This is a genomic window from Flavobacterium salilacus subsp. salilacus, assembly GCF_004634195.1.
In the GTDB taxonomy this organism is placed as follows: Bacteria; Bacteroidota; Bacteroidia; order Flavobacteriales; family Flavobacteriaceae; genus Flavobacterium; species Flavobacterium salilacus.
On sequence record NZ_SKBP01000013.1, the window covers coordinates 1 to 20,539 of the forward strand.

Below are 20,539 nucleotides of genomic sequence, written 5' to 3' on the forward strand. Positions count from 1 at the left end.
CAGGGTTTCGTGGTAGGTTACGGTTAGTCCGGTTTGTCCGTCGATTACTTCGGCTCCCGCAGGGGTTAAATCGAATATGGCGAAACCATCGAAGTTGTCGTCGCATAACTCTAAAGGGGTGGCTGATATTAATGTGGGTGCTGAATTTATTGTTATTGTTACGGTACTGCTACTTTCGGTAATACAATTATTTGCATTTTCTGCTATTGTATAGGTAATATCGTGAGTGCCTAAAGTACTGGAAAGTAAATCTATTGTTCCTGTTGAGGCGTCTATTACAACGCCGGGGGTAGCTGTAAAAATACCTTCCGGTGTTATGTCTGGGTCTAGTGTGGGTGTTATAGAAATATCACTATCACATACTTCTTCAGGAAGTGTAAAACCTGTTGCAGGGGTTTCTCCCGGAACTATTGTAACTATAAGGGGAACGGCTACACTTTGGCAACCGGCATCTGATTCCTGAATAACATAATAGGTTGTACTTCCTAACGCAGAGGTATCAGGAGTTGGAGCTTCCGATAGCTGTGAACCACCTGAATAATAAATTATGGTATTATTTGGTTGATTTGCAGGAATATTAATAGGTACGGCTGTTTGATTTTGGCAATAGGTAATATCATTAACTACGGGATTTTGCGGAGTTGCTCCTGTATAAGTTACTTCTATTGTACTGGTACAGTATTGCGTAGTCCAGTTAAAATAATAATTTCCTTGAAGTGTAAATCCTGAAATTTGGACATTATTGGCTGAAGGGTCTGAAATGGTAACTGGCGACGGATTATCAGGGTGTGCTGACCAAGTACCTACACCCGCAGCCACAAGGTTGGCCGTCAAATCTCCACAATCCATATTAAAAGGATTAGGAGAAATTATGCCATTATTAGCCGTAAAACTAATAGCATCTAAAAAGTTACCGAGGCTTGCTCCTCCAACACTTGATATTGATTGGAAAATAAATCGGGTTATCGTTTGCCCTTCCGGCACTTCATATGTTCCGGTATTATAACTCCAACTACTGCTACCTGTAGATGTTGGAGCTCCTACAGGTAAAAACGGTCCTGTAGGGGGGCCTGCCAATAGCTGACAGGTATCTGTTCCCAAACGCCCTCTGTGGGCAAAACCATAAGTAAATACTGTGGGCTGTGGTGTTTGGTAATCCTGGTAAATACCTGATACTACATTGGCATTAAGCTCTATAAATTGTGTTCCGCTATAGGCGGGAACATTGCCCGGGTTTGACGGTCCCCAAAATTCCATTGCTTGGTCTGAGGCTGTTGTTCTCCAACCTTGTACTTCATTATGATTAATAAACACGACTCCTCCGGGAATTTCAGGGAGCTCAAAATCATAATTTATAGTGGTTATTAAACAATCTGTTTGATTGTTGTTAGATGGCGGCGGCGGAGTTGTTATACAGATGTCAAGCGTATTGTTAAGGTTGGGAGAGGGTATGCTGAAATAAACCTTTACTTTATAGACTTCTCCTATTGTTAACCCTGAGGCATTTAGTACATTATTCTGGCTACAGGATAGTTGGGTAAGTGTTGTACAGTCTCCTTCATACAGAACGATGACCATTGGTTGCGCCATGCCTGTAAAATCAGATAGTGTGATGGTTTGCGATGTAGCATTTGCTGTAAATTCATACCATACATCGGCACCGTTTTGGGAAGTGCATACAGCACCCTGAGTTGAGGCTGTAGCTTGTGTATATGTTATAGTGGTGCTATTGGTACAAACCTCTGTAGGGTTGACTGTTAAAGTAATTGCTCCCGAACAATCATCATTAACGGGGGGCAAAAGTATTGTGTTTTCAGAAAAGCTATAGCTATGATTACATGCTAATAACAGTACTGTATAAACTATAATTTTTGTTAAGTAATATTTTTCTTTTGATTTCATAAAATGGGGCAATTTTTCTTCTTCATGTGTGTATGTAATCTTTCTTTCTTCCAGAAAAAACAGGCTACCCTTGCTATAAACACTACTACATTTTTATGAAAACAGGTAGCCTGCTATTAGGTTCTGGATTATTGTTCTCTATTTATATATACCCATCCGGTTTTACTTTCTCCTCTGTCAAGTTCTAACGAGTAGAAATAAGTACCTGTAGGGAGTTCATCACCATCATTAGTCTGACCATACCATTGGTTGGTATAAGTTCCATAATTAAAAACTTCTTTACCGTAACGGTTGAAAATACTTATACTGTTTACATTAAAACCGCTAAGGTCGAAAGTGTCGTTCATCTCATCACCGTTAGGAGAAATACCTCTTGGTATAAGGCATGCTATACTATTTACATTTTGCACTAATGTTGCTGTACAGCCATTTCCTGAAATAGGAGTGATGATAACGGTGTAGTCTCCCTCCTGTTCAGCATCAACTACGTTTTCAGTACTTACTGTGGCTCCCGAAGGATTTATCCATTCAATAGTTACCTCATCAAGGGTGTAGTTTTCATCAAGGGAAACTTCCAGAGTATATTTTGCACCTATACAGCCTCCTACAATCCCCGGTACAGGCGTAGGAACTATCGTAACTTCAAAACTGCTTTCGTCGGTACAGTTACTTCCCGGTGTTTGGGCATATACATAAACCGTTTGATTTGCTGTTATTTCAGTACCTGCGCTTAGTATATCTCCTGTGCCTCCTGAGCCTGTATAGTAATTATTATTAGTGCTTAGGGTTGGTAATATATAGGAGTCGCACGCTGTTTGATTGCCTATTACATCTGCCACAGGCAGTGCTATAACTGTTACTGTAAGCGGAACTCTGGCGCTTTCGCATCCATTGGTTTCAGATTGACTTACGTAATAGGTAGTAATACCTATCACAGATGTATCCGGTGTCGGAGCTTCTGCCAATGGCGTATCTCCTGTTTCATCGGCATACCAAATTGCTGTATAATCAGGGAGTGTTTCGGCAGTTAATGATTCAGCTACAGCCCCTTCACAATATGTTACATCATTTACTGCAGGAACAGGTGTATTGATAATGGTAATACTAAAACTGCTTTCATCATTACAGTTTGTACCCGTAACTTGGGCATATATGTAAACAGTTTGGTCTGCTGTTATTTCAGTGCCCACAGCGAGCATATCACCGGTGCCTGCTGTACTGGTATAATAATTATTATTAGTATTTAAAGCAGGTAATGTATAAGAACCACACTCTGTTACATCGGGTAGAATATCTGCTACGGGCATTGCGGTAACGGTAACTGTTACAGCAGCTCGCGGACTCTCGCAACCGCTATTGCTTAACTGGCTTACATAGTATATGGTAGTGCCTGCTACCGAAGTATTTGGTGTTGGGGCTTCTGCCAATGGTGTACCTCCTGTTTCATTGGCATACCAAACAGCAGTATGATCCGTCAAGATATCAGCAGATAATACTGCTGCTACATCTCCGACACAGTAATTTACATCGGTTACTATGGGCGCAGGGACATTGCCTCCTGCATAGTTTATTATTATTGTGCTGTTACAAAATGGTGTTGACCATTCATAATAATACTCTCCCGAAAGGGTAAAACCTGATATAGTTGTGGTATTACTGTTAGGATTTGCTATTACTGTTGACGAAGGGTTAGTATCATAAGGAATCCATGTTCCTGCTCCTATGGCTTCAATAGCTACTACAGGGTCGCCACAATTTGCAGCAACAGGGCTGGGGGTTACTATACCTGTACTTGCTGTAAAAGAAATAGCATCTAAAAAGTTACCTACTGTTGAACCTCCTACGCTGCTTACGGACTCAAAAATGAATCGGGTTACCGGCTGTCCAATCGGTACGGTATAAGTCCCTGTGTTATAGCTCCAGCCAGATGTACCTGTAGAAACAGAAGTTACTGCCGTATATGGTCCTCCCGGAGGTCCTGCCAGTAACTGGCAAGTATCTGTACCCAGTCGTCCTCTATGGGCAAAACCATAGTTAAATACGGTCCCTTCGGGCGCTACATAATCCTGATATACTCCTGATACAAGGTTGGCATTTAGCTCTATAAACTGGTTGCCACTGTAAGAGGGTATTCCGTTAAAACCTGTTGACCAATATTCAATCATTTGGTCAGAAGCTGTAGTTCGCCAGCCTGGTACTGCATTGTGATTGAACATTCCCCAACCACCTAAATCAATTTCCGGTTGTTCAAAATCGAAATTTATTGTTGTTACTAAACATTCATTATTTCCTTGAGTTACATCAGGTGTAGTAATACAGATATCACAAACATCAGATAATAAAATTGGTGCATTTGAATTAAGAGATACTCTTACTTTATAGGTTTCTCCTACGGTAAGCCCAACGGCACTTATACCGTTGCTTGAGCTACAATAAAGCGGTGTGCCCAAATTGCCTTCACAGTTATTGTTGTATAATGATACCACATAAGGCTGGGCAGAAGAATTGCCTACCGCAAAATTGCTTAGTGTAATGATGTGTGAAGGGTTTGTAGCTGTAAACTCATACCACACATCTCCTCCGTTAGTGCCTGTGCATACCGCTTCGGCAGACGGGGTTGCCCCGGTAAAGGAAACTTCTGAAAAATCTACGCAATCAGAAGTAGGATTTACTGTAAGAACTGTTGCTCCTGTACACTCATTATTTTCTATAGGAGTTATACATGAAACAGTTGCCATCCAACCTGTATTTGGGCTAAGACCGGATGTAAACCTGAAGGTTATACACCCTCCCGGAGTTGGCGAAACAATTGTACCGGGATTAGTTGCGGAGTATGTTCCGATAAGGGGTGCCGATGTATCTGTTCCATCATAAGCGTATAAAAAATCAACACCTCCGTTCAACACAAATTGAGTAAATTCAAAGCTCAGCATATCTTCTGTACTGTCAGAACAGAAGGTCATGATAAGGTTTTCCTGAGCACCATAATTAACAAACTGTCCCCCTGAATCGGTAAAAACACCGGAACAAGTGGTTACACTTGTATTGTTAATCATGCTATAGGTTGTTTGCCCCTGCATTATATAGAATGCAAAAAAGCAAAGGGTAGTAAAAAAAAGCTTTTTCATAATTTTTGATTGTTTTTAAAGCTTTGGTATATAGCTTTACGGTATTGGTAAAAGCTTGTACAGACTATCGCGCTGGCTTAGGTCTGTACAAGCTTTAAAGGATAAATTATTGCTTAATAATTTTTACAGAACTTACATTACCATTTTTAAAACTTACCTGAACTACATAATAACCTGCCTGAAAATTATGAAGGTTAATTACGCTTGATGTTCCTGTATATACTTCCTGCCCAACTATGTTGTATAGTTTAACTTCCTGAATTTCTTTCGAAGTTTGTATGTTTACTACATCGAATACAGGGTTAGGATAAATTGTAAAGTTCGACTTCTCAAAGTCTGCTGTTGATAGCGGAATGTTTATAACTACCTCTATTTCTGCATATATAGTGCCATCTGCATCCGAAGTGGCTCTTACGGTTACTGTACCGTTTGCTATAGCGGTTACAACTCCATTTTCATCTACTGTAGCATATTCACCACCTGATGTTATGCTCCATGTTACATCTGTATTAGTAGCATCTTCGGGAGTAATTGTAGCTATAAGTTGTAGCGTTCCGTTTTCTGTTGTAATTTCTGCCGGTGCATTGTCTTGTACCGTTACTGTTATACTTGTTACGGCTACTGTTTGGTTAGAAATTACGACATCTATTTCGTCATAAATAGTACCATCAGCATCCGATGTTGCTCTTACGGTTACGGTACCATTGGCTATTGCTGTAACTACACCATTTTCATCTACCGTAGCATATTCACTACCTGATGTTATACTCCATGTTACATCTGTATTAGTAGCATCTTCCGGTGCTATGGTTGCTATAAGCTGCAATGTTCCGCCATTTGTTATAATTTCTGCCGGTGCATTGTCTTGTACTGTTACTGTTATACCTGTTACGGCTACTGTTTGGTTAGAAATTGTTATTTCTATTTCATCATATACTGTAGCATCACCTGCTAAGGCTGCTCTTACGGTTACTGTACCATTATCTGTGGCAGTTACAACGCCGTTCGCATCTACTGTAGCATATTCATTGCCTGAAACTATAGTCCAAGTTACATCTTGCGCAACAGGTGTTACAGTTGCTACCAGTTGTAAAGTACCATTATCAACAGTTATTTCGGCAGGAACACTGCCTTGTGTATTAACTGCTACATTATTTTGTTGTTCAATAATTGTTAAGGTATAGTCATGGAAGTTACCGCTTCCTTCTCTGTTAAATGTATAGCAAGCCTGACCTTCTGTAACAGGGGGATTAGCAGAATTATCTCCCCAAACAGCAACTACTCTCATTCTGTAATTTCCGGGAGTAATATCCGAAGGTAAAACAAATGAGTTTGTAACGGTTTCTATGGCAGTTACCCATGCCGGATTGCCTGCAAACAACATTTCTCCTTCGTCATCAAAATCTCCATCAGCATTAAAATCAGCATATATTGCAAAAGACATCCAGTTCCCTAATGTTATAGAGAAATTTACTGTTTCTCCCGGTTCATGTGTAGTGTTTAATGATAAATAATCTGATGTAAGGCAGCTTGCTGCGGTAGCATCATTTTCTATATCACCAATAGATACATTTCTTAGTCTGTAATTTCCACATCCAAGGTTTGATGTAAATACAGGTGTGCAATAACTAATTTCCTGCCCTGAAATGGTAATAGTAATGGTATTACTAATAGTATCATCAATAGTAGATGTAGCTGTTACGGTAACAGCGCCATTGCCCGTAGCGGTAATTAAACCATTTTCATCAACTGTAGCAAAATCAGAGCCTTCTGTTATTGACCAATCAACTGATTGGGAAGCTCCTTCAGGTGATACAACTGCCTCAAGTTGCAGTGTACCGCCATTTGTTGTTATTTCAGCAGGAACATCGTTTAGCGTGTTTATAGCTAATGTTTCAGGGTTTATTTGTGTTTCCCCCTGCGTTTCGCAAATACTTAAAGCTATTACAGCAGTAGTGGTAGCGTTATTAGAAGATGTTTCTTTGTTGAAAGTAACAGATTCTATCAGTTTGTTATGGTTTTCCTCATCTAATATAAATTCTGTTTGGAAAAGCTGGGTTTGTGTCAATCCACTAAAGCTGTTTACAGGAGCCCAAGCAGCAGTTGTTATTACCGATACTCTACCAATGCTTCCCATAGCTACTGTAGCGGCATTAGGGTTGGTTGACCACCAATCTGAAGCGTTTTGCGAAGTAAAAGTTTGGGAAGAGCCGTCGGCAAAGTTAACTGCTACATCAACACTATTACTGCCTTCGGCACTTACCCACGCTATATAAAGTTTCTCGGCTTTTTTCTGTTCGGTTAGCTCTAATGTTCCGGTATTGGTGGTAGAGTTTCTTAAAACTAAAGCATTATTGGTTGTGTAATCTGCTATTTGGTACATTAATCCTTCTGTAGCACTACTGTCTATATAACCATCATTTGGAAGTCCGCCACCGTATGCTGCCGCACTTGCTCCCGAAGCGTGTGGGTTGGTGGGTACAAAGTCCTGTGCAAAAAATGCATTGGCTCCATCTATCGGATGAGAGGCTTTTTCATTAGCATTGCCACCTGTGCCTTCTGCTACAACATCGTGGTTAAATCCTGTAAGCGAGAGCGGTGTAAACACACATTCCAATGACTGGTTAGAACTTGTATTTTGAGCGCTTACCGCTAATAGCGATAAACGAATCTCATTGCCATATTCGGCAGTTTGCTGGCCATCAAAACTAAAATCTATACTGGTTATGTTTTTGTTTTGATTTGCTGCATCAACGGCTATTGTATATTCATAAAGTCGCGGATCGGTAGCATTTCCTTCAAGGTTGTTATTAGCTCTGTTAACCCTGCCTATTCCTTGTATTGCTGCGCTTGTACCGCTGTACCAGTCTGATACTGATATTGTTGCATCTTGCGTGGTATTGTCGTCAAAATTTATGGTAACATTTAGAGGTAAATATTGTACCCCTCCGCCTGCGGTGGCGGTAAGTAAATATAAGTTAGTAGCGTTTTCTACTGAAAGTTCTAATGTTCCTGTGCTTGTACCCGTACCCACATAATTTGGAGTAAGGAATAAGGCGTTATCTCCCGAATAATCTGCAAGCTGAAAAGTAACATCAGGTGTAACGGCACTTGTAATTAAACCATTAGTGGGTAATCCGTATGTTGGGAAACCGGACCCTGAAGTTGGCTGAAAATCTAATGATACTAATGCTCTGCTGTTTACTTCATCAAATCCTATATCAGAACTTGCCGAAGCATTACCTATACCATTGGCAATAATATCATGATTAAATCCTGAAGTAATTGTTACAGGGTTAATAGTTGTTTGCGGTGTTTCTTCTGAAGTGTCAAGATCATAAGTAAGCATTACAAGTTTACCTACATTACTATCTGCGAAGGCTAATAATAAATTATTATCTGAATCAACTTGTAAAGAGTTATATGTAGCCTGTCCTGCAGAGATATATCCATCGCCTATTTGTTCCCAAGTATCTTCTGCTTCGTTATAGCCTACTACATAATTTTTAAGAAAGTCTGCATCCTCCCAGTTACTAACGGCTACATATGGTGTACCGTCAGCACTAACTGCTATACTCACATGCTGTACCCTTCCTGTTGTAAAATTTTCTGCGCCTAATTGCGTCCACGAAGTACCGTCATATTTTTTTACATTAAGTTTTTGCCCTCCGCCTGAATTAGAAACATAAGCTAAATAGAGGTTGTCATTACTATCTATAGCTATAGCTGATTTGTAGTTTTCTGAAGAAGAAGCCGGTGCAATATTTGCTTCTCCGCCTGTAGGTATCCAACTTGTTGAAGAACCTGCTGTGACATCATTTTCATATACATGTACATAGCCATTATTGCTAAAGCTTATGTACATCTTATCATTCGAATCAATAACTGCATCCATGAAGAAAGGAACACCTGCTGTGAAACCGGTTGCGCCTACCTGTTCCCAAGTGCCTCCTGAATAGCGTTTCACCGTTCCGTTATTTTCACCGTTTGCTACCAATAGCATGTTCCCCTCAGTTACTGCACTGGTTTGGTAATTAATTGCATTGGTTGTTGCAGGCGTTAGCAAGTTCCATGATGAGCCATCAAATTGCCTTACTTGCATGCCATTATTTTGGTTTGTAAAGTATAAATTTCCGGAGCTATGAACACTAAACGAATTATAGTTTGCAAACCCCTCTGTAATACCTGCTGTGCCACCTACATAGCTCCAGGCTCCGCCTGAATATTGCTGAACGGTTCCTTTTGATACAGAAGTGTCATAATAAGACACATAGACGTTTCCGTCCTGGTCTAAACCTGTACTTACAGAACCTGCTCCGCTTGCTGAGATACCTGATGAAGAGCCTATATACTCCCAATTTTGGGCATTTAAGCCCGCATAAAATAAGATTGTTAACAGGGTAAGGAGAAACCTTCCTCTACCGTGTTGATTTAGGTAAATTTTATTCATAATTAATAGATTTTTTGTTTAAAGAATGTGTTTGTAAAAATATTAATTTTTATGCAGTCTAAATAAAAATAATAAACTTATAACCTGATTATTTTTTAACTATCTTTTTTACAGTTGTTTGGTTATTGTTAAACTGTATTTTAATGATGTATATACCGCTTTGAAGTTGCGATAAATTGAGTACTGATGATTGCGATTCGAAAACGGTTTGTCCTGTTATGGCGGTAATAGTAACATTCACCACTTCGGTTTCCTGAACATCAATATTCAATATGTCGGTTACAGGATTAGGGGTTAAACTAAAGTTGGTTTTAACAGACGATTGTGTTGCTAAAGTTTCGCTAAACCCTTGCAGATATACAGACATTGGGAACTCGCCCTGATCTCCGTTAAAAACGGCATCCGGTACATCTATTTTAAAGGAATGCTCGCCGGCAGCAAGGTTGCCCAGCTCTATAACGCGAATAGGAATTTTATCGCCGGGGCACCAATTACTGAAAGAAGCCCACTCTGCATCTGTTCTTGGGCTTGGTCCGTAAATACCATTCCCTTGGGTATTATAAATCCTAAAGGGCTCACAGGAAATTCCGCCCGGTTTGTAGCTTAATACCTCTTCATTATCAAAATACACGTAGTGCCATCTCCTTATGTACTCTTCTCCGCCTGAGTTAGCCCCATGGTTTGATGTTATCAGGTGTAGTTTTGCATTTGGTACATCTTCTTCAAGAGTAAATGTTATGGTTCTCATTGTTTCGCCAAGAATATCCGTACCGTCAAGCGTATAATCTCTCAGTAGATATTTGAAAGAAAGCGGAAGAAGAAAGTTATCGGCATACTCGACTGTAGTATCTACATCGGTAACAAATTCAAGAGTACCATAAAACACGTCATTTCTGCCGTTGCATCCCGCAATTTCATTGTTAGCAGCATACGGAACGCCAAATAGCTCCAGTTCAATCCATATATCATAATCTGCCAAAATTGTTTCGTTTTTAAAAATCTGGGCAACATTATCTATTGTAAAACTGTATGGTACTTCATCCGGTTGGTCATTTTTATCCATAAAAGGGGTAATATACCTTCCCAACTCGATTCTTTGTACCTCATTATAAGTATATGATTCCTGACCTGTGGGCACTAAAGCAAGATTGACACTGCCAATTCGGTCATAATTGTCACATGCTGCTTTAATAGTAATATCCATTGTTAGTATATTGCCAAAGGCAGCTAATTCATCTGCACCAAGCTTTCGGGTATAGCATGAATTGCTAAGGCGTAATGTACCTTCGGGGACAGGTTCATCTACTGTTTCTGCATATCCGTCATAGAAAAGGACTTCATCAAAAACGGTAAAAGTATCTTGAGCAGTACTTTTTGCAGTATTTCCTACAATAAAAATCAGCAGCAAAAATTTCACAATGCTTTTAAAGCCTGTAACGCTTAAATTAAGGTTACCGGGAAACGTAATTTTACTCATAGTTAAAATAAAGTTTAAAAAATTGTTAAAGTGTAAACCTCTGATTTTTTTAACAGTAACTATGTAAAATTTGTTTCAAATGCTGTAACTATCGTTTCAAAGTGTATTTTTTTGGGTGTATTGCGTTGGGGTCAAAGAATACACCTCTTTAAAGCACTTGGCAAAGTAGGAAGGGCTCCCAAAACCTGTTTTATAGGCTACTTCCGAGATATTATAGTTTTCCTGTAAGAGTAAAACAGCTTTTTTTAAGCGATATACCTTAATAATTTCGCCCGTAGTCATATTGGTAAGTGTTTTTATTTTTCGGTGCAGGCTGGTTCTGCTCATATTTAAAGTTGCTGCCAATTCTTCAACACTCAATGTTTCGTCATCCAGTCTGTTTTCTATAACTTCATATACTTTTTGCAAAAAGCTGTCTTCAACAACGGCATCTTGCATTTTACCGTCTGCTTTAGTTTCTTCAGGAAGTAGTTTGAATTTTCTGTAAATATAATTTCTTTGCTTTTTTTGTAGTTCAAGTCTGTTTTCTATTCGCAATAACAATTCCGAAACGTTAAACGGTTTGGTGATATAATCGTCTGCTTTATACGACAATCCTTCGAGTTTACTACCGGTATCAGATTTTGCTGTTAAAAGAATAATCGGAATATGGTCGGTATTAATGTCTTCTTTTAAAAATCGGCACATTTCAAAACCATCCATTTCGTCCATAAGTACATCACTTAATATCAAGTCCGGAATAATTTCCAGAGCCATATCAATGCCTGCTTTACCATTTTCGGCATAAAAAATGTTGTAATACGGTTTAAGGCTTGTTTCTATAAAAGAGGCTAACTCTTTATTATCTTCTACCAATAAAACAGTGGGTTTATTATTTGATTTTATTGATAAATTTACATTCGTTGTATCTTCTGCTGTTTCTGCCTTAGTTGCAGCAGTAACTACTGCTTGCTTATCAGGCTTTTTATACGGAAGAAAAATCGTGAAGGCAGTACCATGATTTTCTTCTCCGTAGGTACTGTTTACATCTATAGCTCCTTCTTGCAATTCTATAAGTTCTTTTACGAGGGATAAGCCTATTCCTGCCCCCACTTCTTTTTTATCGTAGTCTATATGATAAAATCGTTTAAAAATATTCTCGAGTTCATTTTTAGGTATTCCTCTCCCTGTATCTTTAATTTCAAGCGTAATTCCTGTATGCTCTTCGGTAAGTTTTATTGTAACTTCATCTCCGGGATTGCTATATTTAAGTGCGTTGGAAAGAAGGTTGTACATAATTCTTTCCAATATATCAGGGGCAAAAAAATACTCTGCCTTCTCAGGGCCTTCAAATTTTATCGTATTGTTTTTTGTAGCGGCTTCTTCGCTGAAGACTTCTATAACCTGTTTAATTTCGGAAACAATATCTCCTAATAAAATATAGGGTTTTAAAGCTCCTGCTTCTAACTTGGCAATATCGAGTAATTGATTGGTTAGGTTTAAAAGGCTATTGGCATTTTTAGTTATTATTGATAAAAGGTGGTTTTGCTGTTCCTTTTCATTTACTTTTTTTAACTGTTCGGCAGGTCCCATAATTAAAGTTAACGGTGTCCTGAGTTCATGTGTTATATTAGAAAAGAAGCGGCTTTTTACTTCATCCATTTCTCTAAGCTGCTCTGCTTCTTTTTGTTTTAATAAAATTTCGTTTTTTATTAGCCCTTGTTTTATACTGTAGTTTATAAACATTATTGTAATTAGTACCGCTACTAATATGTAACTACTGAAAGCCCACCAGGTTGCCCACCATGGCGGCAGTATTTTTATAGTAACTGTTTTTACTTTGGTACTCCATTTTCCTGTAATATTAGTCGCATTTACTTCAAACAGGTAGCTGCCCGGAGGTACTTTTGTATAGGTAGCTTCTCTTTTATTTCCCGAAACTACCCAGTTATTGTCATATCCTGTTAACCTGTACCGATATACTATATCCTGTGGCTGGCTGAACTCTAAAGCAGCATATTGTATTGATAGTGTGTTTTGATTGTAAGGCAACTCAATGTGAGTTATTGTATTAGAGGGTATTTCTTCTTTAAAAGGAGTGTTGTTTATTTTAATACCGGTTACTGCCGTATTAGGGTTAAACAGATCATCTTTTATGAGTAGCGGATTGAATATTACACCACTGTCAACACCCCCAAAAGCAATTCTTCCGTCAGGAAAGTAAAACTGATGGTATCTGTTAAATTCAAAACAAGGCAGCCCGTGACGCTCTGTAAAAGTTCTGGTTTGGTATGTTTTTGTATCAAATCTGCACAAACCTTTGTTGGTTCCCAACCATAAATAACCCACTTCATCCATTAATATCGAATAAATCATGTTATCAGGAAGCCCTTCTTCTACCGAGAACAGTGTGCTTTTTAAGGTGTTTTTGTCAAGACATAATAAACCGAGGTTACTTGCTATCCATAATATATGCTGATTTGTTTTATCGGGTACAATACCATAAAGCTTACGGGCAGGTATTTTATTTTTGACCGTATTTTTAGATAGTTGCGAAACTTTCTTTTTATTTAAATCGATATACAATACACCATTATATTCTGTAGTTATCCATAAGTTATTTTCATCTGCCAATAGCCCGCTTGGGTTAACTGTAAATCCAATTGATTTTTTTATTTCCTCTTGTGAAAAAAGTTTTTGCCAAGAAGATAATTCCTCTTTATAAATAAAAATATTATTTGACTGATCTATTACTACAAGGCTTTTGTTTTGCAATAATGTTATCCCTTTTATCGGGTTAAAGTTTTCTGATTGAGACCGGGTTCCCGGCAGGGCAGGAAGTTTTTTTAGCTTTTTGTCAAAAGTATTAAAATAGCCTACGGTGCGGTTAATGGCTACCCAGGTTATATCTCTTTGCCTGTCATGAGCCGACCTTAAATAATAAGCAGGAGATAAAAGCCCCCTATCTATCGAACTGATATTGAAAAAATCATAAACGGATACTCCTAATTCTTTTTTCAAAAGATCGACAGCAAAATCTTTATTATACCTGAATGATTTAAAATTTGTATTCAAATCAATTTGATAAAGTCCGTCTGTATTAGCCCCGAGCCATATAAGCCCTGAATCATCTACTAACAATGCCTGTGTGTCTCTGTTGTTGCTTAGGGTTAACCCTGCCTCTTTTGTAAAAACTGAGGTATCATTATAACTATAAATTGTGTTATTTACCTGAAAATACTCTTTCCCTTCAGGTCCTTTAGTTAAAAGCTTTCCGTTAAAAACAGCCTCTTCAGGCAATTTAATTCTTTTAAACCCTTTTTTTAAAGGGGTAAAAAAATACAGATGTTTTTTATCCATCCACATTAACTCTCCGGTATCTCTTTCAACTATAACAGGTATCTCTTCCCCAAAGTCAAACTTAAAATCAAAATCAGTAGTATAGGGTATGGTATAATTAATAAATTCATTTTTATTGGCATCTAACTTAGATATGGAGTTTTCACTAAGCACCCATATATTGTGCTTTGTATCTTCCATGACAGAAAGGATTGCTTCATTGCCAAAATCATATTTATTAACTACTGCATGCTCATGTTTACTATTTAAATTAGGCAGCCTGAAGCTAAAAACCTTTCCGCTCTGTGCTATATACCAAAAAAAACCGGAGTAAGAAACGAGCCAGCCCCTTCTTGCAACTACTAATTTATTTTTATCTAAAAACTCATTGGTAACTACATGTTCTACTTTGTGAGTTTTCATGTCAAACATATCAATGGCTCCACTATCAAACCTTAACCACAAATCGTCATTGGCTCCTTTAACCGTATGGGATATAAAATTTGAAGAAATAGAAGTAGAATCGCTCGGTTTATTTTGAAAAATTTTAAAATTATTACCATCATAGCGGGCTAAACCATTATGTGTACTAATCCAAATAAACCCTTCCTTATCTTCAACTATTCCCGATACAAACGACTGAGGTAAACCATCGCCTACAGATAAGTGCCGGACATTTTGAGAAAAAAGAAAATGAGATAATAAAAAGAAAAAGGATAGAAATACTGATTTTTTTAAAATCATTTTAGAACATGAATCATTTTAAATAGCTATTTTTTTAGAAACCATAGCGCAATATAATCAATAAGAATGTTAATTTAATTATTATTACCTTATTAAAACGCCTTTTTAACAAAACTGAATTTTATGCCTTTATTTAGTAACAAAACCTCATTTAATACATTGTATAAAAATCACATTCATTATTTGTCAAATTTAAAATCGTTTAGAGATTTATAATTTATATCCGCCACTATACTATAAAACACCTATTGCAGTTATATACATAACTGAAAAATAAGAATGGAAAACACCCGCCTTATCAAAAACCTAAAAAAAGGAGACCAAAAAACTTTTAAAGAAGTTTACCTAGCGTATTTTGACAGGCTGGTACATGTGGCTCGAAAATTTGAGTTTAAATTCCTTACCCCCGAAGATTTTGTACAGGAAACCTTTCTGCACCTTTATAAACAAAAACATTTGCTAAAAGAGGATGTACTTTTTGATAAGCAGCTATTTGTAATTTGCAAAAATATAATCATCAACCATGTTAACAGGGAAAATAAAGTTATCTCTTTAGATCCCCTTAAAGTTGTCCTGTACCAGGAAGATGAGGAAGAAGATCATTTACAAATAGAGGTGCAAAAAAAACAACTTTTAGCGCTGTTGAATCAACTGCCCGAGCAACAAAGAAAAATATTTACACTGCATAAGCTGGATAACTATTCCTATCGGGAAATAGCCGAAATAACGAAGCTTTCCGAAAAGACTATAGCCAACCACATATACCTCGCTAATAAATTTATTACAAAAAAAACAGCCTGCCATTAGGAAGTTTTTTATCCCCGTTTGTTATACTTAAAAATAACAGTTAAAAAATGGGGCTTGAGATATTCAAAACAAATATTGTAACCGAACAGGAAGCAGATTATTTACTGCATCTCCTGCGGCGCTGTATCTCTGATGCCTTAATCTATTTCTATAATGAAAAGTTCGGGTATGTTTTCAGAATTCAAACCAACAGGGAAATTTCTGATCTCGCGTGCTCGCTTTTTGCGAAGGAAGGTTTTAATTGTCAAAAACTGTAATACAACAACACAAATATCATGGAAGAAAAAGATATTGAAAAAAAGCTTCGCGATGCGTGGGAAGCACAGCCAGCCCACCAGCCGGAAGAGCGTAAAGAAGCTTTATGGGATGAATTTGCCACGCAAACATTCCCTGCACGAAAAAAACATTTCAGGAAATGGCTTTACCCTGCTGCTGCCGTTTTGGTTATAGCTTTAACAGTTGGTAGTATCATGACATTTACTAACATATACAAAGAAGACAGCAGTGTAGCCTATAATAGGATTGAAAACCCAACCCTGGACTTAAAAGTTGTCTTTCTGCCCGACAGTTCGGTAGTAGAACTGGAGCCCGGTTCAGGAATACGTTACAGGAATGATTTTAAAACCAATAGAGAGGTTAGTCTTAAGGGTAAAGCCTTCTTTAAGGTTCAAAAAGATAAAATGCATCCTTTCATGGTAACCTGCAATCACACTGTCACAACTGTATTAGGAACATCTTTCACCGTTGCGGGCGATAAAAACAAGGTACAGGTTAACCTCTATGAAGGACGGGTACAAATGAATGTAAAAGACAATAACAGTAACTGGATTTTATCACCCGGAGAACAATTTATCTATGCCAATGATTCTGTCGCGGTAGTTGCATTTAACAGATTTAAGGATTTTGATGACGCAGAAATAATCTCTGTTCTTAAATATATCGAGGCATCATACGGCTACAAAGTTGAGATGCCCGCAGAATACTTGAAGAAAAAAATAACACTACGAATTAATAAAAAAGAATCCTTATTAAACGTGGTAAGTATAATCGCCCAAATGTGCAATCTAAACCCATCAATTAATGAAGAGCTAAAGAAAATAACCTTTCAATAAAATGCAAAAGGATGCCTAGCCGCTAAACTGTACATCCTTTTTGAATCAAACAGAGTCACAAACCCCATTTAACTTAATCAAAAGTACAAAAATTTATGAAGCATATATTTTCAGCATGCTTTTTAGTATTTAGTCTGAGTTTGTTTTCACAGCAAATTTCTCTTTCAGTAAACCAAAACACCACTTTAAAAGAGATATTCAGCCAAATAGAACAGCAGACCGAATATAAGTTTGCCTTTATTGACCGGATTGACCTCAACCAAAAGTACCTCAAGGAGAACATTACTTTAAATGATACCGGAATACAACCCATATTGCAGGTGCTAAGTAAAAACTTGCCACTACAGTTTGCCATAGTAGGTGATAATATAACTGTAAAACAAGTAGTTGAAACACAAAAACAAAAGACTTATATTTTATCAGGCACTATTTTGGATGATCAGCAATTACCTCTTCCGGGAGTTGGTATATATATCCGGGAAACAAAGTCGTGGGCAAGTACAGATGAAAATGGCAAGTTTTCCCTTAACCTTCCGTCAGGAGGCTACACGCTGACTATAAACTACATAGGGTTTCAAGAAAGAGAAGAGAAAATCAACCTTTCAAAAAACACAACCATCAAAATCAGTATGAAGGAAAACATACAGACCCTTAAAGAAGTGGTAATTAACCAGAATAAAAAAGCTACAGATATACGAAAAACACAAATGAGTGTTAACAGTTTGACAATGAGCGAAATTAAGCAAATTCCCGTTGCCATGGGAGAGCCGGACCTGCTCAAATCTCTCATGACTTTGCCGGGCGTTACCAATGCCGGAGAGCTCTCGTCGGGGTTTAATGTTCGGGGCGGTGCTGCCGACCAAAACCTGGTGCTGCTGGATGGCGCACCAATATATGGCGATTCGCACATGATGGGTTTCTTTTCAGTTTTCAATGCCGATGTAGTTAAAAGTATGGATTTATATAAAGGAGGCATCCCCTCAAAATATGGCGGTCGCGTCTCTTCCATACTCGATGTACACCAACAAACCGGGCGGTATGACAGTATTCGGGTTAATGGCGGTATAGGTCTTATATCAAGCAAGCTGATGGTAGAAGGTCCCGTAAAAAAAGATGTAAGTTCGTTTATGGTGGCAGGGCGCACCTCTTACGCACACTTGTTTTTAAAGCTGGCTAATAATGATAACTCCGCAATGTTTTATGATATAAACGGAAGGTTCAATTATAAGATTAACGATAATAACAGCCTGCATTTTTCAGGTTATATAGGTAGTGATGTTTTTGATATTGGAAACAATTTCTCCAGCAACTTTGGTAATACTATGGCTAACCTGAACTGGAAACACACCTTCACTGAGAAAATGCATACCAACCTGTCGCTGTTTTACAGCGATTACAAGTTTGGGCTTGGTGTAGATGCGGAGAGCTTGGACTGGGACAGTGCCATAAAAAGCTACGGGCTAAAATATGACTGGAAATATCAGGTAGCGGAAAAGCTAAATTTTAATTACGGACTGGAGACTACGTATTATGATTTCAATCCGGGTACCCTAAAACCCCATGGCAGCAGTTCCCAATTCAATTACCAGCAATTTGCCAAAAAATATGCTCTGGAACCATCGGCGTACTTAGATATTGAACATGAAATTACCGATAAACTTAATTTGCGCTACGGTGTGCGCTACAGTATGTTTTACCGCTTTGGAGCTGAAGAAATAAGCACCTATGCCGATAACAGCCCGATAACCTATAATCCTGTTTACGGTATATATGAAGAGGCTGTACCCACAGGAAGTATATCCTATGGCAGGGGCGAAAAGATTGCCGACTTTAACAACTTAGAGCCAAGAGCTGCCTTGTCGTATGCTTTAAATGATGATAACTCATTTAAAGCGAGCTATAATCGTATGGCACAATACATACACATTTTGTCCAATAGCCAGTCACCCCTGCCCATGAATGTTTGGACACCCAGTGGGCCCTATACAAAACCGCAGTTGCTGGACCAGTTTGCAGTGGGCTATTTCAGGAACTTTAAAAATAAAGAATACTCGCTGGAAACAGAAGTGTTTTATAAGAAGCTGCAAAACAGGATTGATTATGTAGATGGGGCAGATATTTTTGCAAACAATAATATAGAGCGAGCGCTATTAAATGGTAAAGGGCGGTCGTACGGGCTGGAAATGCTGTTGCGTAAAAATACAGGCGCACTTACAGGATGGGTTTCCTATACTTTGTCCAGAGCAGAACAAAAAACAGCAGGAAGAACCCCCGAAGAGCCGGGTGTTGCCAATGGCGAATGGTATTTATCAGTTTACGATAAACTGCATAACCTGAATATAACCGGAAATTATGAATATAGCCCAAAGTGGTCTTTCAGTGCTAATTTTACGTTGCAATCGGGCAGACCCGTAACTTACCCGAATGGTTATTTTGATTTTGGAGGACTTCAAATTCCTAACTATGCCGCAAGAAATGAAAACAGGCTGCTGGCATACCATCACCTCGATTTGGCGGCTACCTATACCCCTAAACCTGAAAGGAAAAAAGGTTGGCAAAGCCAGTGGGTATTCAGCATATACAATGTTTACGGCAGGAAAAACGCAGCATCAATATTATTCGGAAGCAATGAAGATACCGGTGTTAATGAGGCAGTACGGCTGTCAATTTTTGGAATTATACCCAGTGTGTCCTATAACTTTAAATTTTAGTCATTATGAAAAATAATATAGTTTTTACAAAAAAGATATTTAACTGTTTTGCTATCCTGTTTTGCCTGAGCCTTATTTCATGTGAAGATGTTATAGAGGTAGATTTGGACACCGGCGAGGACAAAGTGGTTATTGACGCGGAGATATTGTGGCAAAAAGGTACTGATGGCGCACTGCAAACCATAAATATTAGCCGTATGGCGGCATATTACAACCCCAACCCGCCTAAAGTATCGGGCGCGCAGGTATATATAGAAAATACAGATGGTATAGTATTCACTTTTAATGAAACGGATGAGCAGGGTACCTATGTATGTACCAATTTTATTCCTGAGCTTCACAAAACATATACTTTATATGTAGAAACAGACGGGCAGGTATATACCGCTACGGAAACAATGATTCCTGTATCGGAAATTAACAGGATAGAACAAGAGCAAAACGGAGGTTTTACAGGAGATGAAATGGAAGTAGCTGTCTTTTTTAATGATCCTGTTGGCGAACCTAACTATTATCTTACCAGTTTTACTACTGATATTTTGCCTTATCCTGATTACGAATTAACAGAAGACGAACTGTATGACGGTAATGAGATAAAGAATGATTTTTCTGAGGATAAGCTTAAACAGGGCACTTCACTTGAAATTACACTACGCGGTATTTCACAGCAGTTTCATAATTATATGAACCTAATACTTGAGGCTACCGACAGCAGTCCGTTTTCTACACCGCCTGCCAACATAAAAGGCAATATTTTGAACCAAAATAATACCGGAAGTGAAGCGCTTGGATATTTTAGGCTATGCGAATCAGACACCAGGTACTATGTTGTTCAATAGACCCATACTATTTCATTGTTCGGAAAGTATTTATATTGAACTGATTTTCAT

General features: G+C 38.2%; 9 protein-coding genes. 4 read left to right on the forward strand and 5 right to left on the reverse strand.

The window, feature by feature from the left end:
* The 5 genes from E0W68_RS12895 to E0W68_RS12915 form a co-directional block, all read right to left on the reverse strand.
* Positions 1-1,902 (reverse strand): immunoglobulin domain-containing protein (locus E0W68_RS12895; protein WP_205435341.1); only part of this gene is annotated, 1,902 nt, incomplete at its 3' end.
* A gap of 128 nt (positions 1,903-2,030) precedes the next feature.
* The gene (locus E0W68_RS12900) at positions 2,031-5,030 is read right to left on the reverse strand and encodes an Ig-like domain-containing protein (protein ID WP_135219856.1); all 3,000 of its coding nucleotides are present in this window, start codon (positions 5,028-5,030) and stop codon (positions 2,031-2,033) included.
* 106 nt (positions 5,031-5,136) lie between these two features.
* Entirely contained in the window at positions 5,137-9,480 is a 4,344-nt protein-coding gene (locus E0W68_RS12905; RefSeq protein WP_135219857.1) for an Ig-like domain-containing protein, read from the reverse strand.
* Positions 9,481-9,568: 88 nt separating this feature from the next.
* Entirely contained in the window at positions 9,569-10,957 is a 1,389-nt protein-coding gene (locus E0W68_RS12910) for a peptide-N-glycosidase F-related protein (RefSeq protein ID WP_135219858.1), read from the reverse strand.
* A gap of 96 nt (positions 10,958-11,053) precedes the next feature.
* Positions 11,054-15,019, reverse strand: coding sequence for an ATP-binding protein (locus E0W68_RS12915; RefSeq protein ID WP_135219859.1), 3,966 nt, complete (start codon positions 15,017-15,019; stop codon positions 11,054-11,056).
* 279 nt (positions 15,020-15,298) lie between these two features.
* Between E0W68_RS12915 and E0W68_RS12920 the strand changes: the two genes are divergently transcribed.
* The 4 genes from E0W68_RS12920 to E0W68_RS12935 all read left to right on the forward strand — a co-directional run bounded on the left by E0W68_RS12920 (position 15,299) and on the right by E0W68_RS12935 (position 20,488).
* Positions 15,299-15,826 carry an RNA polymerase sigma factor gene (locus E0W68_RS12920; protein WP_135219860.1) on the forward strand — a complete coding sequence of 176 codons (528 nt, stop codon included), beginning with the start codon at positions 15,299-15,301 and terminating at the stop codon, positions 15,824-15,826.
* 275 nt (positions 15,827-16,101) lie between these two features.
* Complete coding sequence (locus E0W68_RS12925) at positions 16,102-16,938, forward strand: FecR family protein (RefSeq protein ID WP_135219861.1); 837 nt, start codon at positions 16,102-16,104, stop codon at positions 16,936-16,938.
* Positions 16,939-17,033: 95 nt separating this feature from the next.
* Complete coding sequence (locus tag E0W68_RS12930; RefSeq protein WP_135219862.1) at positions 17,034-19,649, forward strand: TonB-dependent receptor; 2,616 nt, start codon at positions 17,034-17,036, stop codon at positions 19,647-19,649.
* 5 nt (positions 19,650-19,654) lie between these two features.
* Positions 19,655-20,488 carry a DUF4249 domain-containing protein gene (locus tag E0W68_RS12935; protein WP_135219863.1) on the forward strand — a complete coding sequence of 278 codons (834 nt, stop codon included), beginning with the start codon at positions 19,655-19,657 and terminating at the stop codon, positions 20,486-20,488.
* Positions 20,489-20,539 lie beyond the last annotated feature (51 nt).